Raw genomic sequence first — 17,219 nt, 5'->3', positions numbered from 1 at the left:
TGCAAGCCAGGACTTATCGGGAAGCCGTGCCTGACGGCGCGGGGTCTCGGGGCAGGTATCGGCATCCTGACAACGGGGTCGATTTGCCGGCGGTTCAGGGTTAACCAGTGCCTGGGTGTCCGGAGCATTTTGTCTGACCCGCTTCGCTTGCCTGATCCAACCGTTGAGGCTAGGGTAATGTGCTTCTGCACCGACACAATGCGGCCAAATGGAAAATCAGAATGCGCTCACAGCCAGCAATGAGGCTTTCCTGCGCGATCTCCAGTTGTTCTGCAACATCGCGCGCCGGGGCAGTTTCGTCGCGGCATCGACGGAAATGGGCCTGTCGCCTTCGCACGTGAGCAAGCGCATCGCCATGCTGGAAGCGAGCCTCGGCGTCAAGCTGTTCCAGCGCACCACGCGCCGGGTCAGCGTGACGAGCGACGGCGCGGCCGCTTTGCAGTGGGCGCAGAAAATACTCGACGACGTGCAGGGCATGGCCGACGCATTCGCCGATCGCCGCACGGAGTTGCGTGGGCTGCTGCGTATCAGCACGAGCCTGCGGCTGGGGCGCAAACATGTTTCGCCGATCCTTTCGATGCTGCGCCAGCGCCATCCGAATCTGGAGATCTGGCTGGAATTGCTGGATCGGCGCGCGGATCTGGTCGGCGAAAACTTCGACATCGACGTTCGCGTGGGAGAAGTGCAGGAGCCGCACCTGATCGCGCACAAGATGGTGGACAGCGCGCGCATTCTTTGCGCGTCGCCGGAGTATCTGGCGCGTCGCGGTGTGCCTGCCGAATTGAGCGACCTGACTCAGCACGACTGCCTGCTGTTTCGCGGCCGCGACGACCGCTTCGGCGTCTGGCGCCTGAGCGGGCCGAATGGCGAGAAGAGCGTGAAGGTGACCGGAACCGTTGCGTCGAATCTCAGCGACATCGTCGTGCAGTGGGCGAAAGACGGTTACGGCGTGGTGATGGTGTCGATCTGGGACGTGGCTGAGAGCCTGCGTGCCGGCGAACTGGTGCGGGTGTTGCCGGACTATCTGCAATCGGCGGACGTCTGGGCCGTGACGGCGGAGCGCTTGTCGTCGTCGGCGAGGATCCAGGTGTGCATCGAGTTTCTCAGGGAGCAACTCACGAGTGGCCCGTATGCGCTCGTCACGCACGGCGTGGGCGGCCTTTGACGCGGGTTCCGGGTGTGGAGGCCCCTTGCAAGGTCGTGGAATGGACGTTCTTTCCTGACGTTGCGGCGGCCCCACCGGCCAATACAGTTGCTGCGCGAAAAACAGTACAGTGAGGCGCGGTTTTATTGTTCTGTATCGGGAATATGACCCGCACCGTCGATACAGTTGGCGGGTCAACCCTTGCGGCCCATCCCGAACACGAGGAACGAAATGAATGCAGTGAACGAACAAGCGAAGTTGTCGGTGCAGCAGTTGGGGCATTACATCGGCGGTGCACCGGCTGCGTCGACCAGCGGCCGCTTCAAGGACGTGTTCAATCCCGCCACCGGCCAGGTGACCGGGTCGGTCGCGTTGGCATCGGTCGAGGAAGTGGACGCGGCAGTCAAGGCCGCCAAGGCCGCTTTTCCCGCCTGGAGCGAAACCGCCCCGATCAAGCGCGCCCGCATTCTGTTCAAGTTCAAGGAACTGCTGAACCGGCATCACGACGAACTCGCCATGTTGATTACCCGCGAACACGGCAAGGTGTTCACGGACGCGCAAGGCGAAGTGGTGCGCGGCATCGAAGTGGTCGAGTTCGCCTGCGGCATTCCGAACCTGCTGAAGACCGATTTCACCGATCAGATCGGCGGCGGCATCGACAACTGGAATCTGCGTCAGGCGCTGGGCGTGGTGGCGGGGATCACGCCGTTCAATTTCCCGGTGATGGTGCCCATGTGGATGTTCCCGGTTGCGCTTGCCTGCGGCAACACGTTCGTGCTGAAGCCGTCGGAGCGTGACCCGTCGGCGTCGTTGCGCATTGCCGAACTGCTGAAGGAAGCCGGTTTGCCCGACGGCGTGTTCAACGTCGTGAACGGCGACAAGGTGGCCGTGGATGCGCTGATCGAACACCCGGACGTTGCGGCGCTCTCGTTTGTCGGGTCCACGCCGATCGCCGAATATATCTATACGGAAGCGTCGAAGCGCGGCAAGCGTGTGCAGGCGCTCGGCGGCGCGAAGAATCATCTGGTGGTGATGCCGGACGCCGATCTGGACCAGGCTGTGGACGCCTTGATCGGCGCCGCCTACGGTTCGGCAGGCGAGCGCTGCATGGCGATCTCGGTCGCGGTGGCGGTCGGCAATGTCGCCGATGAACTGATCGAGCGCCTGGTGCCGCGCGTGAAGTCGCTGGTGATCAAGAACGGCGAGAACCTGGACGCCGAAATGGGTCCGTTGGTTACAGCAGAACATAAGGCCAAGGTGGCCGGCTATATCGACTCGGGCGTGGCGGAAGGCGCCAAGCTGATCGTCGATGGCCGCGCGCATCCGGTCGCGAACACAGACGGTTTCTTCATCGGCGGCACGCTGTTCGACCAGGTCGGCACGGAGATGAAGATCTACAAGGAAGAAATCTTCGGCCCGGTGCTGGCGGTGGTGCGCGTGCCCGATTTCGCGAGCGCGGTCGAGTTGATCAATGCGCATGAATTCGGCAACGGCGTGTCGCTCTTCACGTCGGATGGCGGCGTGGCGCGCGCGTTCGGCCGGCAGATTCAGGTGGGCATGGTCGGCATCAACGTGCCGATTCCGGTGCCGATGGCATGGCACTCGTTCGGCGGCTGGAAGCGTTCGCTGTTCGGCGATCACCATGCGTATGGCGAAGAAGGCGTGCGTTTCTATACGCGCTACAAGAGCATCATGCAGCGCTGGCCGGATAGCATCGCGAAGGGTGCGGAGTTCACGATGCCGGTCGCGAAGTAAGCATTCGAGCCGTATTGCCGTAATTAAAAAGCCGCGCCTGATTTCAGGCGCGGCTTTTCTTAATGTGTCGTCGAATTCGCACTGGACGGTGGCCCGGATTGCGATTGCGCATTCGTTCCGATGCGCGGGCCGCTGCCGATTCCGCAGCGGCCGTCAAACCCCGGCGGACGTGTCCTCTTCCGCTTCGCTCAACACGGCATTGTGTACTGCCGTGACGGGACTGACGTAAGGCGGCGCCTGGCGCGGGTCGTCGATGCTGTAGCGCAACCGGCCCGCCTCGACATACACGCGCAACTGACGATACTTCACCAGATAGATCAGGCCGACGATCGCCGCGGCGAAGCCCGATGCAGCGCCGACGCCGAGCGCCCAACGCGGGCCGAAGCGATCCGCGACCCAGCCCACCACCGGTGCGCCGAGCGGCGTGCCACCGAGCGCGATAGCCAGCAGGATGGCGATGACCCGGCCACGCATGGCCGGCTCGGTAGAGATTTGCACGAGGCTGTTCGTCGACGTGTTGAACGTCTGCGTCGCCACGCCGATCACGACGAGTGCCAGCCCGAACAGCACATAGTTCGGCATCAGCGCGGCGACCGTGCAGCCCACGCCGAAAATCGCCGCCGCGCCGAGCAAAAGAGCCATGCGGGGCCTCGCTCTGCGTGCGGAGAGCAGCGCACCGGTTACCGAACCGATTGCCATGATCGAGCTCAGCACGCCGTATTGACTCGCACCTGCATGAAAGGCGGTGACCGACATGGTCGAGATGAAGATCGGGAAGTTCAGCCCGAACGTCCCGATCAGAAACATCATCAACAGCGCGGTTTTCAGATCGGGACGCGTCCACACATACTTGAAACCTTCCACGAAGCTGCCGCGCGTGCGTGTCGCACGTGGTTTCAGATTCAGTTCGCTGATGCGCAGCATCCGCAGCGAGGCGAGCACGGCGACAAAGGAGAGGCCGTTGATCACAAACACCCAGCCCGTGCCCACCGAGGCGATCAACAGCCCTGCGACAGCAGGCCCGATCATGCGCGCCGCGTTAAACGAGGTGGAGTTCAGCGCGACCGCATTCGGCAGATCGGCTTCTCCGACCAGATCGGAGACAAAGGTCTGACGCGCCGGTGAATCGAACGCGGTGACACAGCCGAGCAAACCCGCAAACACATAGACCTGCCATAGCTGCACGAGGCCGGTCACGGTGAGAATCCCGAGGCATAACGCCAACGTGCCCATCGCCCCCTGGGTGGCGAACAGCAGCTTGCGGCGATCGAAATGATCGGCCGCATAGCCGGTAAGCGGCAGCAGGAGCATTTGCGGGCCGAACTGCAGCGACATCACAATGCCCACGGAGGTTGCATTGTGATGCGTGAGTTCCGTGAGCACGAGCCAGTCCTGCGCCGTGCGCTGCATCCATGTTCCGATGTTGGAGACGATCGCGCCGCTGGCCCAGACCCGGTAGTTGAACGTGCGCAGCGAACGGAATGTGCCACTCACCGGAATCTCCCCGTGTGGACGATGCGCGCCGTGCAGCGGTTCAAACGCGTGGTCATGCGCGCGATTGATCAAGCAGGTCGAGGACGTCTTGCGTCGTGCCGGTCTCGCCGAGGCGCGGGAAGATTCGCGTGATGCTGTTGGTGTGAGCGTCGAGATTCATGTCCGTCATCGCGTCTACCGCGAAGGTGACATTGAAGCCGAGTTCCTGTGCGAAACGCGCGGTGGACTCGACGCCGATGCTGGTGGCCACACCGACCAGCACGATCTGCGTGACGTCTTGTTTGCGCAGATACGCTTCGAGGTCGGTGTTGGTGAACGCGCCCCAGGTGCGCTTGGTCACCAGATGATCCGACGGCTGATGATTCAGTTCGGGAACGAGGTCCGCAAAGCCGGCGGGGAAGTCACCAGTAGGACGCGACTGTTCCGCGCGGCCGGGCGCGCCGCCCGCCACGTTGACGAGCACCACCGGCAGACCGTGACGGCGAAATGCGTCGATCAGATCAACGGAGCGTTTGACGACTTCGCCGGTGGGGTGGGCGGTGGGCAGCGCGACGATACCTTGCTGCAAATCGATGGCGATCAATGCGGTTTTGGGGTCGAGCGTAGTGAGAGCCATGGTGTTTTCCTGGACGTTACGAGTCGATGAGGCGTTTGAGCAAGTCGACGCCAATCGCGAGTTGTTTCTGTTCGGCGGCGGAGAAGCGGGTCTGGATCGTACGGAATAGCCAGTCCTCGCGTGCCGCGCGGCTTGCCTTGATCTTTTTGCGGAACGCGGGCGTGAGGGAGAGAACGGTTTGCCGCCCGTCGTTCGGGTCTGGTGCGCCGCTCACGAGTCCAGCTGCTTTCAGAACTGAAAGCGTCTCGCCCATGGATTGCGGCCGCATACCCTGGATACGCGCGAGCGTGGTGACCGTTGCCGGACCTTCGCGTTCCAGCAGGCTGAGAACCTGCACCTGCGACGGCGTGAAATCGCCCACATGCGCTTCCTCGCGCAGCCGGCGACGCAATTTGCCGACAAGTACGCGCAGGTCTTCTGCCGTTGCGTGCAGGGCGTCGGGATCGGAGGAGGCGCGCGTGGGTTGAGTGTCGTTGCTGGACATACCGGCATATATGAAGGTTACCTTTGTAGATTACCTTTGCATCTGCCGGGAGTCAAGTGGACGGATTTGATTGCACCCGCGTCACGGCGCAATCATTGCGAAGTCAGGCAAGCTGTCTTCAGGCGGGAGTCTGTCGTCGGCCGAGAGGCCGTTGCAATCAGGCGCCGGCACCTGATTGCAACGGCCTCGATTCCTGGGTGACTTCCCGTGTTGGTGACGCGAGTCGTTTCGGCTTGCGTGGCAGTGCTGCAACCGAGCGCCTCAAGTAGCGAGGTCGAATTCGTCGCGCGCGTTTTGCAGGTCGGTCTTCGTGCCGGGTGCCCGCTTTTCTGGGCGTCAGCCTTGGCTTCTGCTCGGATTTCTGCCCGGGTTTCTGTTCCGGCTCGGGCCTGGGTCCTGGATGCGGCGGATCGGTCGGCTCGACCGCTTTCAGATGCGAGGGGCGATGAGTTCCGCGATGATGTTTCGGTGCGTGCACGTCGCCTTTCCTCGGTGAGCCGGCTTCAACACAACGAAGCGGCGAGGCGAGGATTTAACAATTGAGCGACCCGTGTGGGCCGGGAGTTTCAATCAGGTCCGCATGTCTCGCGCTCGACGCCGAAATGTTTCCTGAGTCCCTCCCAGCCGAGCGCCGTGACGGTCACCGACCGCGTGGCGGGGGACCTGCGCATCCATCCCCATGCAAGAAAGGCATCCATGAGCCGCGCGCCTAACGGCCCCGCGAGGTGGTATTGCCGTTCGGTCCAATCGAGGCATTGGCGGCCCTGTTCAGCTTGGCCCACCGCCAGATCGCCGATATCGATGCCGAGTTGCTGCAGCCACGCGCAGCCGGGTGGGGTGAGCGCATAGTGGCGCTCCCCCGCCTCGACGACAAAGCCCCGCGTGAGCATGCTTTGCGTCACCGCGATGCTGATCTGGCCAGCCAGGTGGTCGTAGCAGCAACGCGCGAAACGCAGCGCCTGCGCCGAGCGATTCGGCGTAGTGCGCCAGGCCGGGGTGACCGGTCCAACCGATGCGAGGCTTTCGAGCACGTGCGAAACGTGCGCCCCAGCGAGCCGGTAGTAGCGATGCCGGCCCTTGCTTTCCACGCTCAGCAAGCCGCCGTCGAGCAGCTTGGAGAGGTGCGAACTGGCCGTCTGCGCGGTCACGCCCGCCGCTTCCGCGAGCGCGCCGGCCGACATGGCGCTGCCGTCGGCGAGCGTGATCAGAATCACCGAACGAACCGGCTCGGCGATCAGGTGCGCAACGCTCGAAATATTGTGCTGGCCCATTTATGTACAAGGTCCGTCATTGATGCGTGATAGCGGGTGAAAAATCGGTCGGTCGCACGCTTCGATACAGCCCGAAGCATTCTCTGTGCGGGCCGCCTTATAGTCAACGGACAACCAGGAAATAGGGGCTGGAACTCTTGAACGATGAACGTGAATATCAGAAGCGGGTACTGATCGCGACGAGCCTCAGCTACGTCATTGTCATACTGGATACGTCGATCGTAAACGTTGCGCTGGAGCCGGTTGCGGCCAGTCTGGGCTCGGATATCGCCGGCTTGCAATGGGTGGTCAACGCGTACACGCTGACATTTGCCAGCCTGCTGCTGAGCGGCGGCGCACTGGGCGACCGGATCGGCGCAAAAACCGTTTACCTCGCCGGATTGCTGATCTTTGCCTGCGCATCGGGGTTATGCGGATTGGCGCCGGATTTGCCGATTCTGGTGGCCGCGCGGGTGTTGCAAGGTGTCGGCGCGGCACTGTTGGTGCCGTGTTCGCTGACCCTGATCAACCATGCTTTTCCGGTTGCCCGGCAGCGCGCCGGCGCGATCGGCGTGTGGGCCGGATGCGGCGGCATCGCGATGGCGGCGGGGCCGCTCGCCGGCGGCCTGCTGATTCATCTGCTCGGCTGGCGCAGCATTTTTCTGGTGAACGTGCCGATCGCGCTGGTCGGTGCGTGGCTGACCACGCGCGTCGATTCGGTCCGTCCAGCTGCGTCGGACAGGCCGATGGATGTCGCCGGACAGATGCTCGCCATCGTGGCGCTTGGCGCGTCGGTCGCCGTGCTGATAGAGGGAGCGAAGCTCGGATGGCGGACGGACGCAATGCGTGTGGGTGCAGCGGTTGCGCTTGCCGCCTGGGTTGCGTTCGTGCTGGTCGAGACCAGACGCAGGCAGCCAATGCTGCCGTTGGGCTTCTTTCGCAGTCCGGTGTTTTCCGCCTCGGCATTCGTTTCGCTGATATCCGGCCTGATTTTCTACGGCTTGTTTTTTCTGCTGAGCCTGTACTTCCAGTCCGCGCGTGGATGGACGCCTTTGCGGACCGGCCTCGCGTTCCTGCCCTTGACCGTGATGGTGACCATCGGCAGCTTCGCATCCGGCGCGTTGAACCGGGCGTATGGCGCGCACCGGCTCGTTTGTGGCGGCTTCCTGCTGTATGCACTGGGCTTCGCCGGGCTCGTCGCGCTCGCGGACGATGCGCCGTATTGGCGTATCGCGCTTTGCTTTCCGGCTGTCGGTTTCGGAGCGGGGGTGATTTCGCCGGCGGCGACTGCCGCGTTGATGACTGCGGTGGACAAGACGCGTGCCGGGGTCGCAGCGGGCGTGCTCAACGCGAGCCGGCAGACGGGGTCCGCTTTTGGCGTCGCGATCTTCGGCGCGCTGATAAGCGCGATCCAGCCGCCCGACGGGGGGATTCGCGTCGCCGTCTATCTGGCGATCGGTTTATCGCTGCTGGCCGCGCTGGTCTGGAGCATCGCGTTGGCCGTGGCGACGCGTTACGCGGGCAGCGATGCCTGGTGACACCCTCGAGGTGCAGGTGGAAATGCGGTAATTTAGATAGACTGGACGACGTCGCCCGGCTCTCGATCGACTCCGTCTGAAGCGCCCCACGGGGTGGCCAAAGCGGCCGCTGCGCGAGCACATCTGCACCCGATCCACTTACCCGTGCTCACAAGCACCGGATGAGCAATGGAGACCCTCATGACAGTAGGATTCATCGGCCTCGGCGTGATGGGACAGCCGATGGCGCTCAACCTCGCACGTGCCGGCACGGCACTGATAGTGTGGAACCGCACGCCGGAACGTTGCGCCGCGTTGCACGACGCAGGCGCGCAGGTTGCCAACAGCGCCGGCGATGTCTTCCGGCAGGCCCGCATCGTCATCCTGATGATGGCGACCGATACAGCGCTCGACGCGGTGCTCGGCCGCCATACCGCAGATTTCGCGGCGAACGTCGCGGGGCACACGATCGTGCACATGGGCACGACGTCGGCCGACTATTCGCATGGCCTCGAAGCCGACATTCGCGCGGCGGGAGGACGGTACGTCGAGGCGCCTGTTTCGGGCTCGCGCAAGCCGGCCGAAGCGGGTCAACTGGTGGCTATGTTGGCGGGCGAGCCCGCGGACGTTGACGAAGTGCGTCCGCTCCTCAAGCCGATGTGCCACGAAACGGTGATCTGCGGGGCGGTGCCGACAGGGCTTCTGATGAAGCTGTCGATCAACGCGTTCCTGATTCCGATGGTGACCGCGCTTGCCGAGGCGTCGCATCTTGCGCGGCGCTACGGACTCGACATGAAGCAGTTCCAGGCCGTGCTCGACGCGGGTCCGATGGCAAGCAACGTATCGCGCGTGAAGGTCGACAAGCTCGTGAACGAGGATTTCACGGTGCAGGCCTCGATTGTCGACGTGCTGAAGAACAACCGGCTCGCGGCCGAAGCAGCGCGCCATGCGAATCTCGCATCACCGCTGCTGGATGTCTGCTTCGACCTGTACACCGAGACCGTCGGGTTGGGGCACGGTCAGGCCGACATGGTGGCAGTCGTGCATGCAATCGAGGCGCGCACCGGCGCGAAGGCAAACGCAACGGACGCATCTGCTTGATGCCTCCCGGCACGGCGCGTGGCCGCCTTGTCGAACATATGCTTTACGTGGGCGAGTTCCGGGATTTCCGCCTTCGCCGCCGCCTGAACCGCACTGATTTGACGGCGCCAATGTGCGTGATTAGCCGGAACATTCAAGGGAGTTCTATTTAAAGTATGCCCGGCAGATTTTTAAGCCCGATGGGCCGATTCTGCTTATGCACCGCAGCTTTTTTCGGCGATCATCTTTTATTTTAAATCACGCGATTAAAGCTCGCGGATGATTGTTGTTGAGTATAAAAAACCGTCTTTATACGAACGATTTTTCCTGATCCTCGGTCTTGGGTCGTATTGAATATGTCAGCGTTGCGACAATAAAGTGTCATGTGCGACCACGCAACTCACGCTTGCTGTGAGAGCCATACTGGGCAGGGCTTTCCGGGTGGTAATTAATTGTGACGCAAGCCATGGGGTGGGAAAGTTGCGAAGCGAATCACCCTGTCGCGCGTTGAACAGTTTTACTCATTGGCAATGTCTGCCATCCTGATCCTATTGGAATTTTTCCACCTTGCAGTCCTTATAACAGCAGAACCTGAATTGTACCTATCAACATGTACAGGTGAATTGGGTTAACCGGCCGATATAAAATCAAATCGCGGTACGACCTGAAGATTCAGAGTCTCACGCGAATCGCCAGCCGATCGAGGATTGAAGGTCGTGGAACAAGTCCGCGCAACTACAAACCCCCTTACCTGAACGGGAGTTCCTATGTCACGCGTTACCGATGTGCTCGTCTCGATCGATTCCGAAACAATCCTGCAAAAATATCCGAATCCCAGCAGAGATCCCAAGAGTCCGACACTGATCGACTGGCGCCATGTCTACATGATCACCAACCAGGACAACGTGATCTCCGGACAGGCTGGTGGCGAACTCGACCTCAAGGCACAGGTCGGTGATCTGATCCGCTGGCGCGAAACGAGTTTGTCGCTCGGCTTCGAGAACCAGGTGGTGTTCTACGGCTTCATCGCCAACCAGGGCAAGGACCTGATCTCGCCCCCGACTCCGAGGAAGGCCACGGCGTCGGTTCCCCTTCCCAATCCGAGCTCGCCGGCAACGCCGACCTGCCAGAAGGTAGACAACTACTACTGGTCGTCGGAAACCCTGGCGGAGGGGCGGGTCACCTATCATTTCTACTTCCAGATTATCGACCGCAACTGCCAATCCAAGGGCTGCTTCCAATGGGATCCGTTCATCTCGATTCATAACTGATCGCAGCACGTTGGGCGGTCGCTTCGCGGTCGCCCGCTCCATGTCCGTCTTGCGGAGGAAGCGCTCATGTCTGGTCATCGTTGTGATGTGCTCGCAATCGTCGACGCCGTTACGCTACTCTCGGAACACGCCGACGCGAGTAAGGATGCCGACGCGCCGACTGTGATCGACGGTCGGCACATCTACGTCTTGAGCCCCGGCGAGACACACCAGTTCGCTCATAACGACAGTCAGATTTTTGGCGGCCTGTCGGTAGGCGACGAACTCCACTTGCGCGAAACGGCCTTGGCCCTACGTGCTGAAGTGAGCGTTCTCTTTATCCGGTTTCTCCTGAAAGACGCAGGCATCGTTTCGCCAATCGAACCGACGGTTCGTGACGCAGCAGCCCCGATTCCAGATTCTGGTGACTTGCTTCACCCCAACTGCCAGCAAATGAAGGACCATTTCTGGCTTAGTCAGGTGTTGGCTGCGGGCAAGACCGCGTGTACCGCTGACTTTGTCGCGCTTGGCCGCGACGAGTCCGTGCTGGGCTATTTCCGCTGGGAAACATCCATCGACATTGACGGCAGCAACTCGGAGACGAAGGCATAAGATTTCAAACCATCGTCGGGCCGGAACGACACCTTCACCTTTCCTCCGAATACCGGCTTAGTGAGCGCGCAACCGCCGGTTGACGAATCGCCACACGGCGCTCACCAGCAGCGATCCGACGCCGAGCGTCACGCCCAGCAGCACGATCGAACTCATATGATCGCGCACCAGCGGCACGTTGCCGAACAGATAGCCGGCCGCCACCAGCGACACGATCCACAGCGCCGCGCCGGCTGTGACGAACGACACGAAACGGGCAAACGTCATGCGCGAAACACCGGCGACGAAGGGTGCGAACGTGCGCACGACGGCAATGAACGGCGACAGCAGAAAGGTCAGGCCGCCGCGCGCTTCGTAAAACGCGTGCGCTTTGCGCAGGGCGTTCTTGTCGAGCCAGCGGTAGTCGGCGGTATAGACTTTTTCGCCGATTGCGCGGCCGATCGCATAGTCGACGATGCTGCCGGTCACGGTGGCGGCGAACAGTACCGGGATCACGAGCCAGACGTTCAGCGCGCCGGTGGCGGCGAGACCGCCACAGATGAAAATCAGTGGATCGCCAGGCAAAAAGAAGAGTGGCAGGAAACCGATCTCGACGAACACGACGAGAAACAGCATCGCATAGACGGCCGTGCCGTATTGGACGATCAAACCGCTCAGGTGCTGGTCGAAGTGCAGGGCGACCTGCAGCACATGCATGAGATCCATCTTGGTTCGAAAGGGATTGAGGTGTTCAGGAGTTTAGTCCCGTGACGGCGCGGGCACTTGTTTATTTCAGGGGGGAGATGTCAATATTGGGGCATGTCTTTCACAAGCGCGCTTAGAAACGCGACGAAACGCCTATGCAACACGCCTCCGGTTTCACGTTCCGCCTTGCGGCGCCGCACGATGCGAACACGATCCGTACGATCGAATTCGAGGCCGGCCAGCGCTTTGTCAGCGTCGGCATGACCGGTATCGCCGACGCACCGCCGATGGAACTGGAACTCGTCCACCGCAAGATCGACGCGCGGCAGATCGTCGTCGCCGTGGATGCCAACGGGACGTGCGTGGGGTTCGTCATGTTCGAGCCGCAGCCCGCGCGTTTCTATGTTCAGGAGCTCGACGTGCTGAGTTCGCATGCCGGGCAACGCATCGGCGCGGCGCTGATCGAGCAGGTCGCGCAACTCGCGCGTGCGCAACAGATCATGCAACTCATATTGTCGACGTTTCGCGAGGTGCCGTGGAACGCGCCGTACTATCGGCGGCTCGGCTTTCGCGATATCGAGGAGGCCGATCTCGATGCGGCGCTGATCGCGCGGCGCGATGCGCATATCGCGAGAGGACTCGACGAATCGAAGCGCGTGTTCATGCGGCGTGATCTTGCATGACAGTGGGGGTGACGGGATATCGCTCCGGTCACCCCAACCGCGTGGGTTCTGCTGCGTACTGCGCTGCTTATTTTTTGCTGACTTTCCGCTTGGTTCGCCAGCTTATTCGACGGTTTCCAGCGTCGGATAATCCACATAGCCCGTTTCGCCGCGTGCATAGTACGTTGCGGGATTCGGCTTGTTGAGCGGTGCATTCGTTTCGAAACGGCGCACCAGATCCGGATTCGCGATGAATAGTTGACCCCATGCCACCGCGTCCGCTTCGCCCGCGTCCAGCACGTGTTGCGCGGTTTCCCTGGTGAACCTTTCGTTTGCGATGTACGGGCCGCCGAATGCCTTCTTCAGTTGCGGGCCGAGGCGGTCTTCGCCGAGCGCTTCGCGTGCGGCGATAAACGCAATCTTGCGTTTGCCGAGTTCGCGTGCCACATAACCGAAGGTGCCGGCCGGATCCGAATCGCCCATGGTGTGCACATCGCGGCGCGGTGCGAGGTGTACGCCGACACGGTTCGCACCCCAGACATCGATACAGGCGTCGGTGACTTCGAGCAGCAGGCGGGCGCGGTTTTCGATCGGGCCGCCGTACGCGTCGGTGCGTCGGTTGGTGCTGTCCTGCAGGAACTGGTCGAGCAGATAGCCGTTTGCGCCGTGCACTTCCACGCCGTCGAAACCTGCGGCTTTCGCGTTTTCCGCACCCTTGCGGAAGGCCTCGACCACGTGAGCGATTTCGGCGAGCTCGAGTGCGCGCGGCGTCACGTATGGGCGCTCCGGACGCACGTGGCTCACGTGACCCTGGGCTGCGATGGCGCTCGGCGCGACCGGCAGTTCGCCGTTCAGGAACAGCGGGTCCGAAATGCGGCCGACGTGCCACAGTTGCAGGAAAATCTTGCCGCCGGCTGCGTGCACGGCGTTCGTGACGAGCTTCCAGCCTTCCACCTGTTCCTGCGACCAGATGCCCGGCGTGTCGGCGTAACCGACGCCTTGCGGCGTAACGGACGTGGCTTCGCTGATGATCAGTCCTGCCGTGGCGCGTTCGGCGTAGTACTTCGCCATCAACGCATTCGGCACGCGGATTTCTTCGGCGCGTTGGCGCGTGAGCGGCGCCATGATGATGCGGTTCGACAACGTGATGTCGCCAATCTGGAGCGGGTCAAAAAGAGTCGGCATAAGTGTTCACCTCAGGTGGCGGGCGCGCGGCCCGAGCCTTAAAAAAACTGCACGATGAAATAAGCGAAAAACGCGGTGATGCGGATGAAGCGCTCAGAGCCCGGTGTTCATGTACTCGAGAAACGCCTGAATGACGGCCTCATTGCGTTTGAAAAACACCCATTGACCGACCCGCTTCGACGTGACAAGCCCCGCGCGTTGCAAGGCCGCGAGGTGCGCCGACACCGTGGACTGCGACAGGCCGCAACGCGCGTCGATCTTGCCGGCGCACACGCCGTGTTCAAGCGTGAGTTCCTGATCGGCAAAATGCGCGCACGGCTCGCGCAGCCAGCCGAGAATCTCCCGGCGTACGGGGTTCGCAAGCGCTTTGTGGATCGCGTCGATATCGAGCGTCATGTGGATCGGTTTTCAGGGCATCAACTTCAGTTCATCGACAACCGGCAGACATGACGCCGGTGAGCGGCCACGCATCTGCATCGCTACAACACGAATTATATATCGGAATTTGACGATATGCTTGAAGCCATACGGGCTATGGGGTTGATGTCGCGCAGGCTCAGCGGATACGCGACGTACTTGGCACGGCACTGCGGAATTATTTCGATTTACTTTCGGGTGAGGGGGGGCGCGTTGTGTATCAGACGCATACCGAATTGCGCAATTGTGCGGATGACGCTCGCGCGGCCGTGCGAGATCGATCATCCCGTCCGGGGCACACTGCGTTGCGCGGATGTCGGTTGGATTCATCGAGAAGAAGACCAATGCAAGCACGTCCCGCGCAAGCTCTTGGAAAAATCAGGCAATCGCGCAGCTTTCGTGTGCACGGATGCCTCGAATAATGGTTCGAACATAACAGGAGGATGCAAATGGACAACACCGTTTATCGGGGATCTTGTCTTTGCGGAGGAGTAAAGCTTTCCTTGGCCGCTGGGCCACTTGCAGTTGCCCTATGCCATTGCCAGCATTGCCAGAAACAAAGTGGATCGGCGTTTTCTGCGGCCATGATCGTGCCTGCGGCCGCGGTCGAAATTGACGGGACGCTGTCGGAATTCATCGACACCAGCGACAGCGGTCAAGCGGTCTCGCGGCGCTTCTGCGGGGTGTGCGGGTCGCCGGTACAGACGGCCAGTGCCGCAACCGATGCGCAAGGCATCACCGTCATCAAGGCGGGGCTGATGGACTTGCCTTCAATGCCGGCCCCCCAGATGCAGATCTATTGTGACCGTGCTGTGTCATGGATGCCCGACCTGCCCGGAACCGCCCGATTTGACCGTATGCCGCCTGCCGCGGAATCCCCCTCAAAAGAATAAGGAAGTGCCATGATCGAGACTACTGCAGCCGTCACGCAATGTTGCGGTGCCGACTGGGAACTGAAAACCGTTACGCTCGACGAGCCGCAGAACGACGAGGTGCTGGTGCGTATCGTCGCCACGGGCCTCTGCCATACGGACATGAGCGTGCGCGACCAGCATTTGCCGGTACCGCTCCCCGCTGTCCTCGGCCACGAGGGTGCCGGAGTGGTGGAAAAGGTTGGCTCGGCCGTTACTGAACTCGCCGTTGGCGACCACGTGGTACTGACCGTCGCTTCGTGCGGCAAATGCCCCAACTGCCTGCGCGGCCTTCCAACTTACTGTCACCAGGCACTACCGCTCAATTTTTCTGGGCGTCGCGCAGATGGAAGCTCCACCATCCGTTGCGATGGCGTTGATATCAGCGGAAATTTCTTTGGTCAGTCGGCATTCGCGGGCTATGCACTCGCCAGCGAACGCAACGCCGTCAAGGTTCCAAAGGATGTGGATCTGGCATTGCTTGGCCCGCTGGGTTGCGGAATCCAGACCGGTGCCGGCACGGTGATGAACAGGCTCAAGCCAGGGATTGGGTCTTCCATTGCGGTCTTCGGCGCTGGCGCAGTCGGGCTTTCGGCCATCATGGCCGCGCGGGTTGTCGGCTGCACGACCATCATTGCAGTCGACATCCATGCCAATCGGCTCGCGCTAGCGAAGGAACTCGGGGCGACTCATACGATCGATGCGACAGAAGGCAATGCCGTTGATGCGATCCGCGCGCTCTGTGGCGGCGTCGAATATTCGTTGGACACAACGGCCGTGCCGGCAGTGATTCAGCAGGCAGTTGAAGCGCTGCTCCCGCTCGGTCAGTGCGTCATCCTCGGCGTGTCGTCTCCGGGGGCATCGATTACTCTGCCGATTCACAATCTATTCTTTGGCCAGTCTGTTGGGGGAGCCATCGAGGGAGACAGTGTTCCCAAGCTGTTCATTCCGAAACTGATTGAGCTTTGGCGACAGGGTCGCTTTCCGTTCGACCGCCTTGTCCGTTTTTACGAGTTTGGGCAGATCAATCAGGCTATGCACGACTCGGCCCAAGGCATTGCACTCAAGCCCGTGCTGAGAATGAGCGCATAAACACAGAGTTGCAAGCGAGCCGCCAAGCGGCGGCGGAAACGCCGTCGCTCTGCATGATTGAGTCTTGCAGAGCCGACCTGTGAGCATCGCCGCTCACCTGGATTTGCGCAATCGCGCTCTAAACATGCTAGGTGTCGTATCAAACCGCTTTCTGAACGCCCGGCTGAAATAATTGGAGTCGTTGAAGCCGACCTCAAACGCGATGTCCGTGATAGATCTGTCAGCGTGGTCGATCAGCATTGAACGAGCACGTTCGAGCCGACGAAGAAGAATGTATTGAGTTGGTGTGGTTCCCATGCGCGCGAAGATGTCCTGTATCGTTCGCACCGGAAAGTCTAATCGCCTGGCGATCATCGAGGTCGAGAGATCGGGGTCAGTCAAGCTTTCTTGTATCCAGTTGAGAATACGTTCTCGATCCCCATGCCTTTCGGCGGCATCGACAATTGCGTCGGGCGACAACGCCAGGCCGGTGAGATCGGAGAGGACGCGGCCAAGCGCAATATCATCTTCATTTTTCGAGGTCCGGCCGCCGAATTCGTCCCAGAGCGATAGAACAAAGCGCCGCAATAGTGCGACGTGCGGACTGTTACAGGACAGTCGCCGCGTTATCAAGGCCGTCACCTTGTCCGGATCCTGGAAGCACGACAGCGGAACATCGAGAACAAGAAGATCGTTGCCATCCGAAATATCGAGCGTATAGGGGCTAGCGCCGTCGCACAGTGTCAGGTCTCCAGTCGAAAGAGTGGCCGAGCGCGCATTTTGTGTGGTCTGCGAGGATCCCCGGTTTTGAAGATGCAGGATCAGTCGACCTGCGTCGGCATCGTCGGCACGAGACTGCCTCCAACGCGTAACCGTCGAACGTGTGGCTTTTGCGCGCATCAGCCGGATGGGGCCGACATTCCAGCGCCAGAATTCCGCGAGAAAATCGTCCTGTCGGGCATCGACTGCGCCGCCGCGGAAGGTTTGCCCGACAATCTGGTTCCAGAACCCGATGCGATCAGCTGCCGGCACTTCCGCCGTCGAAAAATGTTCCATCAAGGCCACGTGCTATTTCCCCCTGGCGTGG

At 61.3% G+C, this 17,219-nt stretch carries 17 protein-coding genes; 9 read left to right on the top strand and 8 right to left on the bottom strand.

What is annotated here, in order from left to right:
- Nucleotides 1-208 precede the first annotated feature (208 nt).
- On the top strand, nt 209-1,165 hold the full coding sequence (locus DSC91_RS08940; RefSeq protein ID WP_115777787.1) for a LysR family transcriptional regulator: 957 nt from the start codon (nt 209-211) through the stop codon (nt 1,163-1,165).
- Nucleotides 1,166-1,375: 210 nt separating this feature from the next.
- Nucleotides 1,376-2,899 (top strand): CoA-acylating methylmalonate-semialdehyde dehydrogenase, encoded by a 1,524-nt coding sequence (locus tag DSC91_RS08935; RefSeq protein WP_115777786.1) that lies wholly within the window; start codon nt 1,376-1,378, stop codon nt 2,897-2,899.
- Between the two features lie 153 nt (nt 2,900-3,052).
- Here the strand turns inward: DSC91_RS08935 and DSC91_RS08930 are convergent, their stop codons facing one another.
- The 4 genes from DSC91_RS08930 to DSC91_RS08915 form a co-directional block, all read right to left on the bottom strand.
- Nucleotides 3,053-4,393, bottom strand: a complete 1,341-nt coding sequence (locus DSC91_RS08930; protein ID WP_115779763.1) for an MFS transporter — start codon at nt 4,391-4,393, stop codon at nt 3,053-3,055.
- A gap of 52 nt (nt 4,394-4,445) precedes the next feature.
- Nucleotides 4,446-5,009 carry an isochorismatase family protein gene (locus DSC91_RS08925; RefSeq protein ID WP_115777785.1) on the bottom strand — a complete coding sequence of 188 codons (564 nt, stop codon included), beginning with the start codon at nt 5,007-5,009 and terminating at the stop codon, nt 4,446-4,448.
- Nucleotides 5,010-5,025: 16 nt separating this feature from the next.
- Nucleotides 5,026-5,493 carry a MarR family winged helix-turn-helix transcriptional regulator gene (locus tag DSC91_RS08920; RefSeq protein WP_115777784.1) on the bottom strand — a complete coding sequence of 156 codons (468 nt, stop codon included), beginning with the start codon at nt 5,491-5,493 and terminating at the stop codon, nt 5,026-5,028.
- A 566-nt stretch (nt 5,494-6,059) separates the two neighbouring features.
- Complete coding sequence (locus DSC91_RS08915; RefSeq protein ID WP_115777783.1) at nt 6,060-6,764, bottom strand: ArsR/SmtB family transcription factor; 705 nt, start codon at nt 6,762-6,764, stop codon at nt 6,060-6,062.
- Between the two features lie 137 nt (nt 6,765-6,901).
- Between DSC91_RS08915 and DSC91_RS08910 the strand changes: the two genes are divergently transcribed.
- The 4 genes from DSC91_RS08910 (at nt 6,902) to DSC91_RS08895 (ending at nt 11,202) form a co-directional block, all read left to right on the top strand.
- On the top strand, nt 6,902-8,281 hold the full coding sequence (locus tag DSC91_RS08910; protein WP_229758166.1) for an MFS transporter: 1,380 nt from the start codon (nt 6,902-6,904) through the stop codon (nt 8,279-8,281).
- A gap of 168 nt (nt 8,282-8,449) precedes the next feature.
- Nucleotides 8,450-9,361 carry an NAD(P)-dependent oxidoreductase gene (locus tag DSC91_RS08905; protein ID WP_175171887.1) on the top strand — a complete coding sequence of 304 codons (912 nt, stop codon included), beginning with the start codon at nt 8,450-8,452 and terminating at the stop codon, nt 9,359-9,361.
- A gap of 746 nt (nt 9,362-10,107) precedes the next feature.
- On the top strand, nt 10,108-10,611 hold the full coding sequence (locus DSC91_RS08900; protein WP_115777780.1) for an inclusion body family protein: 504 nt from the start codon (nt 10,108-10,110) through the stop codon (nt 10,609-10,611).
- A gap of 66 nt (nt 10,612-10,677) precedes the next feature.
- Nucleotides 10,678-11,202 (top strand): AidA/PixA family protein, encoded by a 525-nt coding sequence (locus DSC91_RS08895; protein ID WP_115777779.1) that lies wholly within the window; start codon nt 10,678-10,680, stop codon nt 11,200-11,202.
- A gap of 57 nt (nt 11,203-11,259) precedes the next feature.
- Here DSC91_RS08895 and DSC91_RS08890 read toward each other — a convergent pair whose 3' ends face one another.
- Nucleotides 11,260-11,907: a VTT domain-containing protein gene (locus DSC91_RS08890; protein ID WP_115777778.1), complete on the bottom strand. Its 648-nt coding sequence runs from the start codon at nt 11,905-11,907 to the stop codon at nt 11,260-11,262.
- Nucleotides 11,908-12,041: 134 nt separating this feature from the next.
- Here DSC91_RS08890 and DSC91_RS08885 point away from each other — a divergent pair, with 134 nt between their 5' ends.
- On the top strand, nt 12,042-12,569 hold the full coding sequence (locus DSC91_RS08885) for a GNAT family N-acetyltransferase (protein ID WP_115777777.1): 528 nt from the start codon (nt 12,042-12,044) through the stop codon (nt 12,567-12,569).
- A gap of 102 nt (nt 12,570-12,671) precedes the next feature.
- Here DSC91_RS08885 and DSC91_RS08880 read toward each other — a convergent pair whose 3' ends face one another.
- Both DSC91_RS08880 and DSC91_RS08875 read right to left on the bottom strand, forming a co-directional pair.
- The gene (locus DSC91_RS08880) at nt 12,672-13,733 is read right to left on the bottom strand and encodes an alkene reductase (protein ID WP_115777776.1); all 1,062 of its coding nucleotides are present in this window, start codon (nt 13,731-13,733) and stop codon (nt 12,672-12,674) included.
- A 93-nt stretch (nt 13,734-13,826) separates the two neighbouring features.
- Nucleotides 13,827-14,129 (bottom strand): ArsR/SmtB family transcription factor, encoded by a 303-nt coding sequence (locus tag DSC91_RS08875; protein ID WP_115777775.1) that lies wholly within the window; start codon nt 14,127-14,129, stop codon nt 13,827-13,829.
- Nucleotides 14,130-14,599: 470 nt separating this feature from the next.
- Here DSC91_RS08875 and DSC91_RS08870 point away from each other — a divergent pair, with 470 nt between their 5' ends.
- Both DSC91_RS08870 and DSC91_RS08865 read left to right on the top strand, forming a co-directional pair.
- The gene (locus DSC91_RS08870; protein WP_162831351.1) at nt 14,600-15,043 is read left to right on the top strand and encodes a GFA family protein; all 444 of its coding nucleotides are present in this window, start codon (nt 14,600-14,602) and stop codon (nt 15,041-15,043) included.
- A 9-nt stretch (nt 15,044-15,052) separates the two neighbouring features.
- Nucleotides 15,053-16,153, top strand: coding sequence for an NAD(P)-dependent alcohol dehydrogenase (locus DSC91_RS08865; RefSeq protein WP_115777773.1), 1,101 nt, complete (start codon nt 15,053-15,055; stop codon nt 16,151-16,153).
- 93 nt (nt 16,154-16,246) lie between these two features.
- Here DSC91_RS08865 and DSC91_RS08860 read toward each other — a convergent pair whose 3' ends face one another.
- Nucleotides 16,247-17,188, bottom strand: a complete 942-nt coding sequence (locus tag DSC91_RS08860) for a helix-turn-helix domain-containing protein (RefSeq protein WP_162831350.1) — start codon at nt 17,186-17,188, stop codon at nt 16,247-16,249.
- Nucleotides 17,189-17,219 lie beyond the last annotated feature (31 nt).

Source organism: Paraburkholderia caffeinilytica, assembly GCF_003368325.1.
Lineage (GTDB): Bacteria > Pseudomonadota > Gammaproteobacteria > Burkholderiales > Burkholderiaceae > Paraburkholderia > Paraburkholderia caffeinilytica.
Note: the sequence above shows the minus strand (reverse complement) of the source record. Positions and strands in the feature narration are given on the sequence as shown.

Excerpts from the sequence above, each read along its gene's own strand:
- DSC91_RS08940 (WP_115777787.1), top strand. The coding sequence starts at position 209 with ATGGAAAATCAGAATGCGCTCACAGCCAGCAATGAGGCTTTCCTGCGC.
- DSC91_RS08935 (WP_115777786.1), top strand. The coding sequence starts at position 1,376 with ATGAATGCAGTGAACGAACAAGCGAAGTTGTCGGTGCAGCAGTTGGGG.
- DSC91_RS08925 (WP_115777785.1), bottom strand. The coding sequence starts at position 5,009 with ATGGCTCTCACTACGCTCGACCCCAAAACCGCATTGATCGCCATCGAT.
- DSC91_RS08920 (WP_115777784.1), bottom strand. The coding sequence starts at position 5,493 with ATGTCCAGCAACGACACTCAACCCACGCGCGCCTCCTCCGATCCCGAC.
- DSC91_RS08915 (WP_115777783.1), bottom strand. The coding sequence starts at position 6,764 with ATGGGCCAGCACAATATTTCGAGCGTTGCGCACCTGATCGCCGAGCCG.
- DSC91_RS08905 (WP_175171887.1), top strand. The coding sequence starts at position 8,450 with ATGGAGACCCTCATGACAGTAGGATTCATCGGCCTCGGCGTGATGGGA.
- DSC91_RS08900 (WP_115777780.1), top strand. The coding sequence starts at position 10,108 with ATGTCACGCGTTACCGATGTGCTCGTCTCGATCGATTCCGAAACAATC.
- DSC91_RS08895 (WP_115777779.1), top strand. The coding sequence starts at position 10,678 with ATGTCTGGTCATCGTTGTGATGTGCTCGCAATCGTCGACGCCGTTACG.
- DSC91_RS08890 (WP_115777778.1), bottom strand. The coding sequence starts at position 11,907 with ATGGATCTCATGCATGTGCTGCAGGTCGCCCTGCACTTCGACCAGCAC.
- DSC91_RS08885 (WP_115777777.1), top strand. The coding sequence starts at position 12,042 with ATGCAACACGCCTCCGGTTTCACGTTCCGCCTTGCGGCGCCGCACGAT.
- DSC91_RS08880 (WP_115777776.1), bottom strand. The coding sequence starts at position 13,733 with ATGCCGACTCTTTTTGACCCGCTCCAGATTGGCGACATCACGTTGTCG.
- DSC91_RS08875 (WP_115777775.1), bottom strand. The coding sequence starts at position 14,129 with ATGACGCTCGATATCGACGCGATCCACAAAGCGCTTGCGAACCCCGTA.
- DSC91_RS08870 (WP_162831351.1), top strand. The coding sequence starts at position 14,600 with ATGGACAACACCGTTTATCGGGGATCTTGTCTTTGCGGAGGAGTAAAG.
- DSC91_RS08865 (WP_115777773.1), top strand. The coding sequence starts at position 15,053 with ATGATCGAGACTACTGCAGCCGTCACGCAATGTTGCGGTGCCGACTGG.
- DSC91_RS08860 (WP_162831350.1), bottom strand. The coding sequence starts at position 17,188 with ATGGAACATTTTTCGACGGCGGAAGTGCCGGCAGCTGATCGCATCGGG.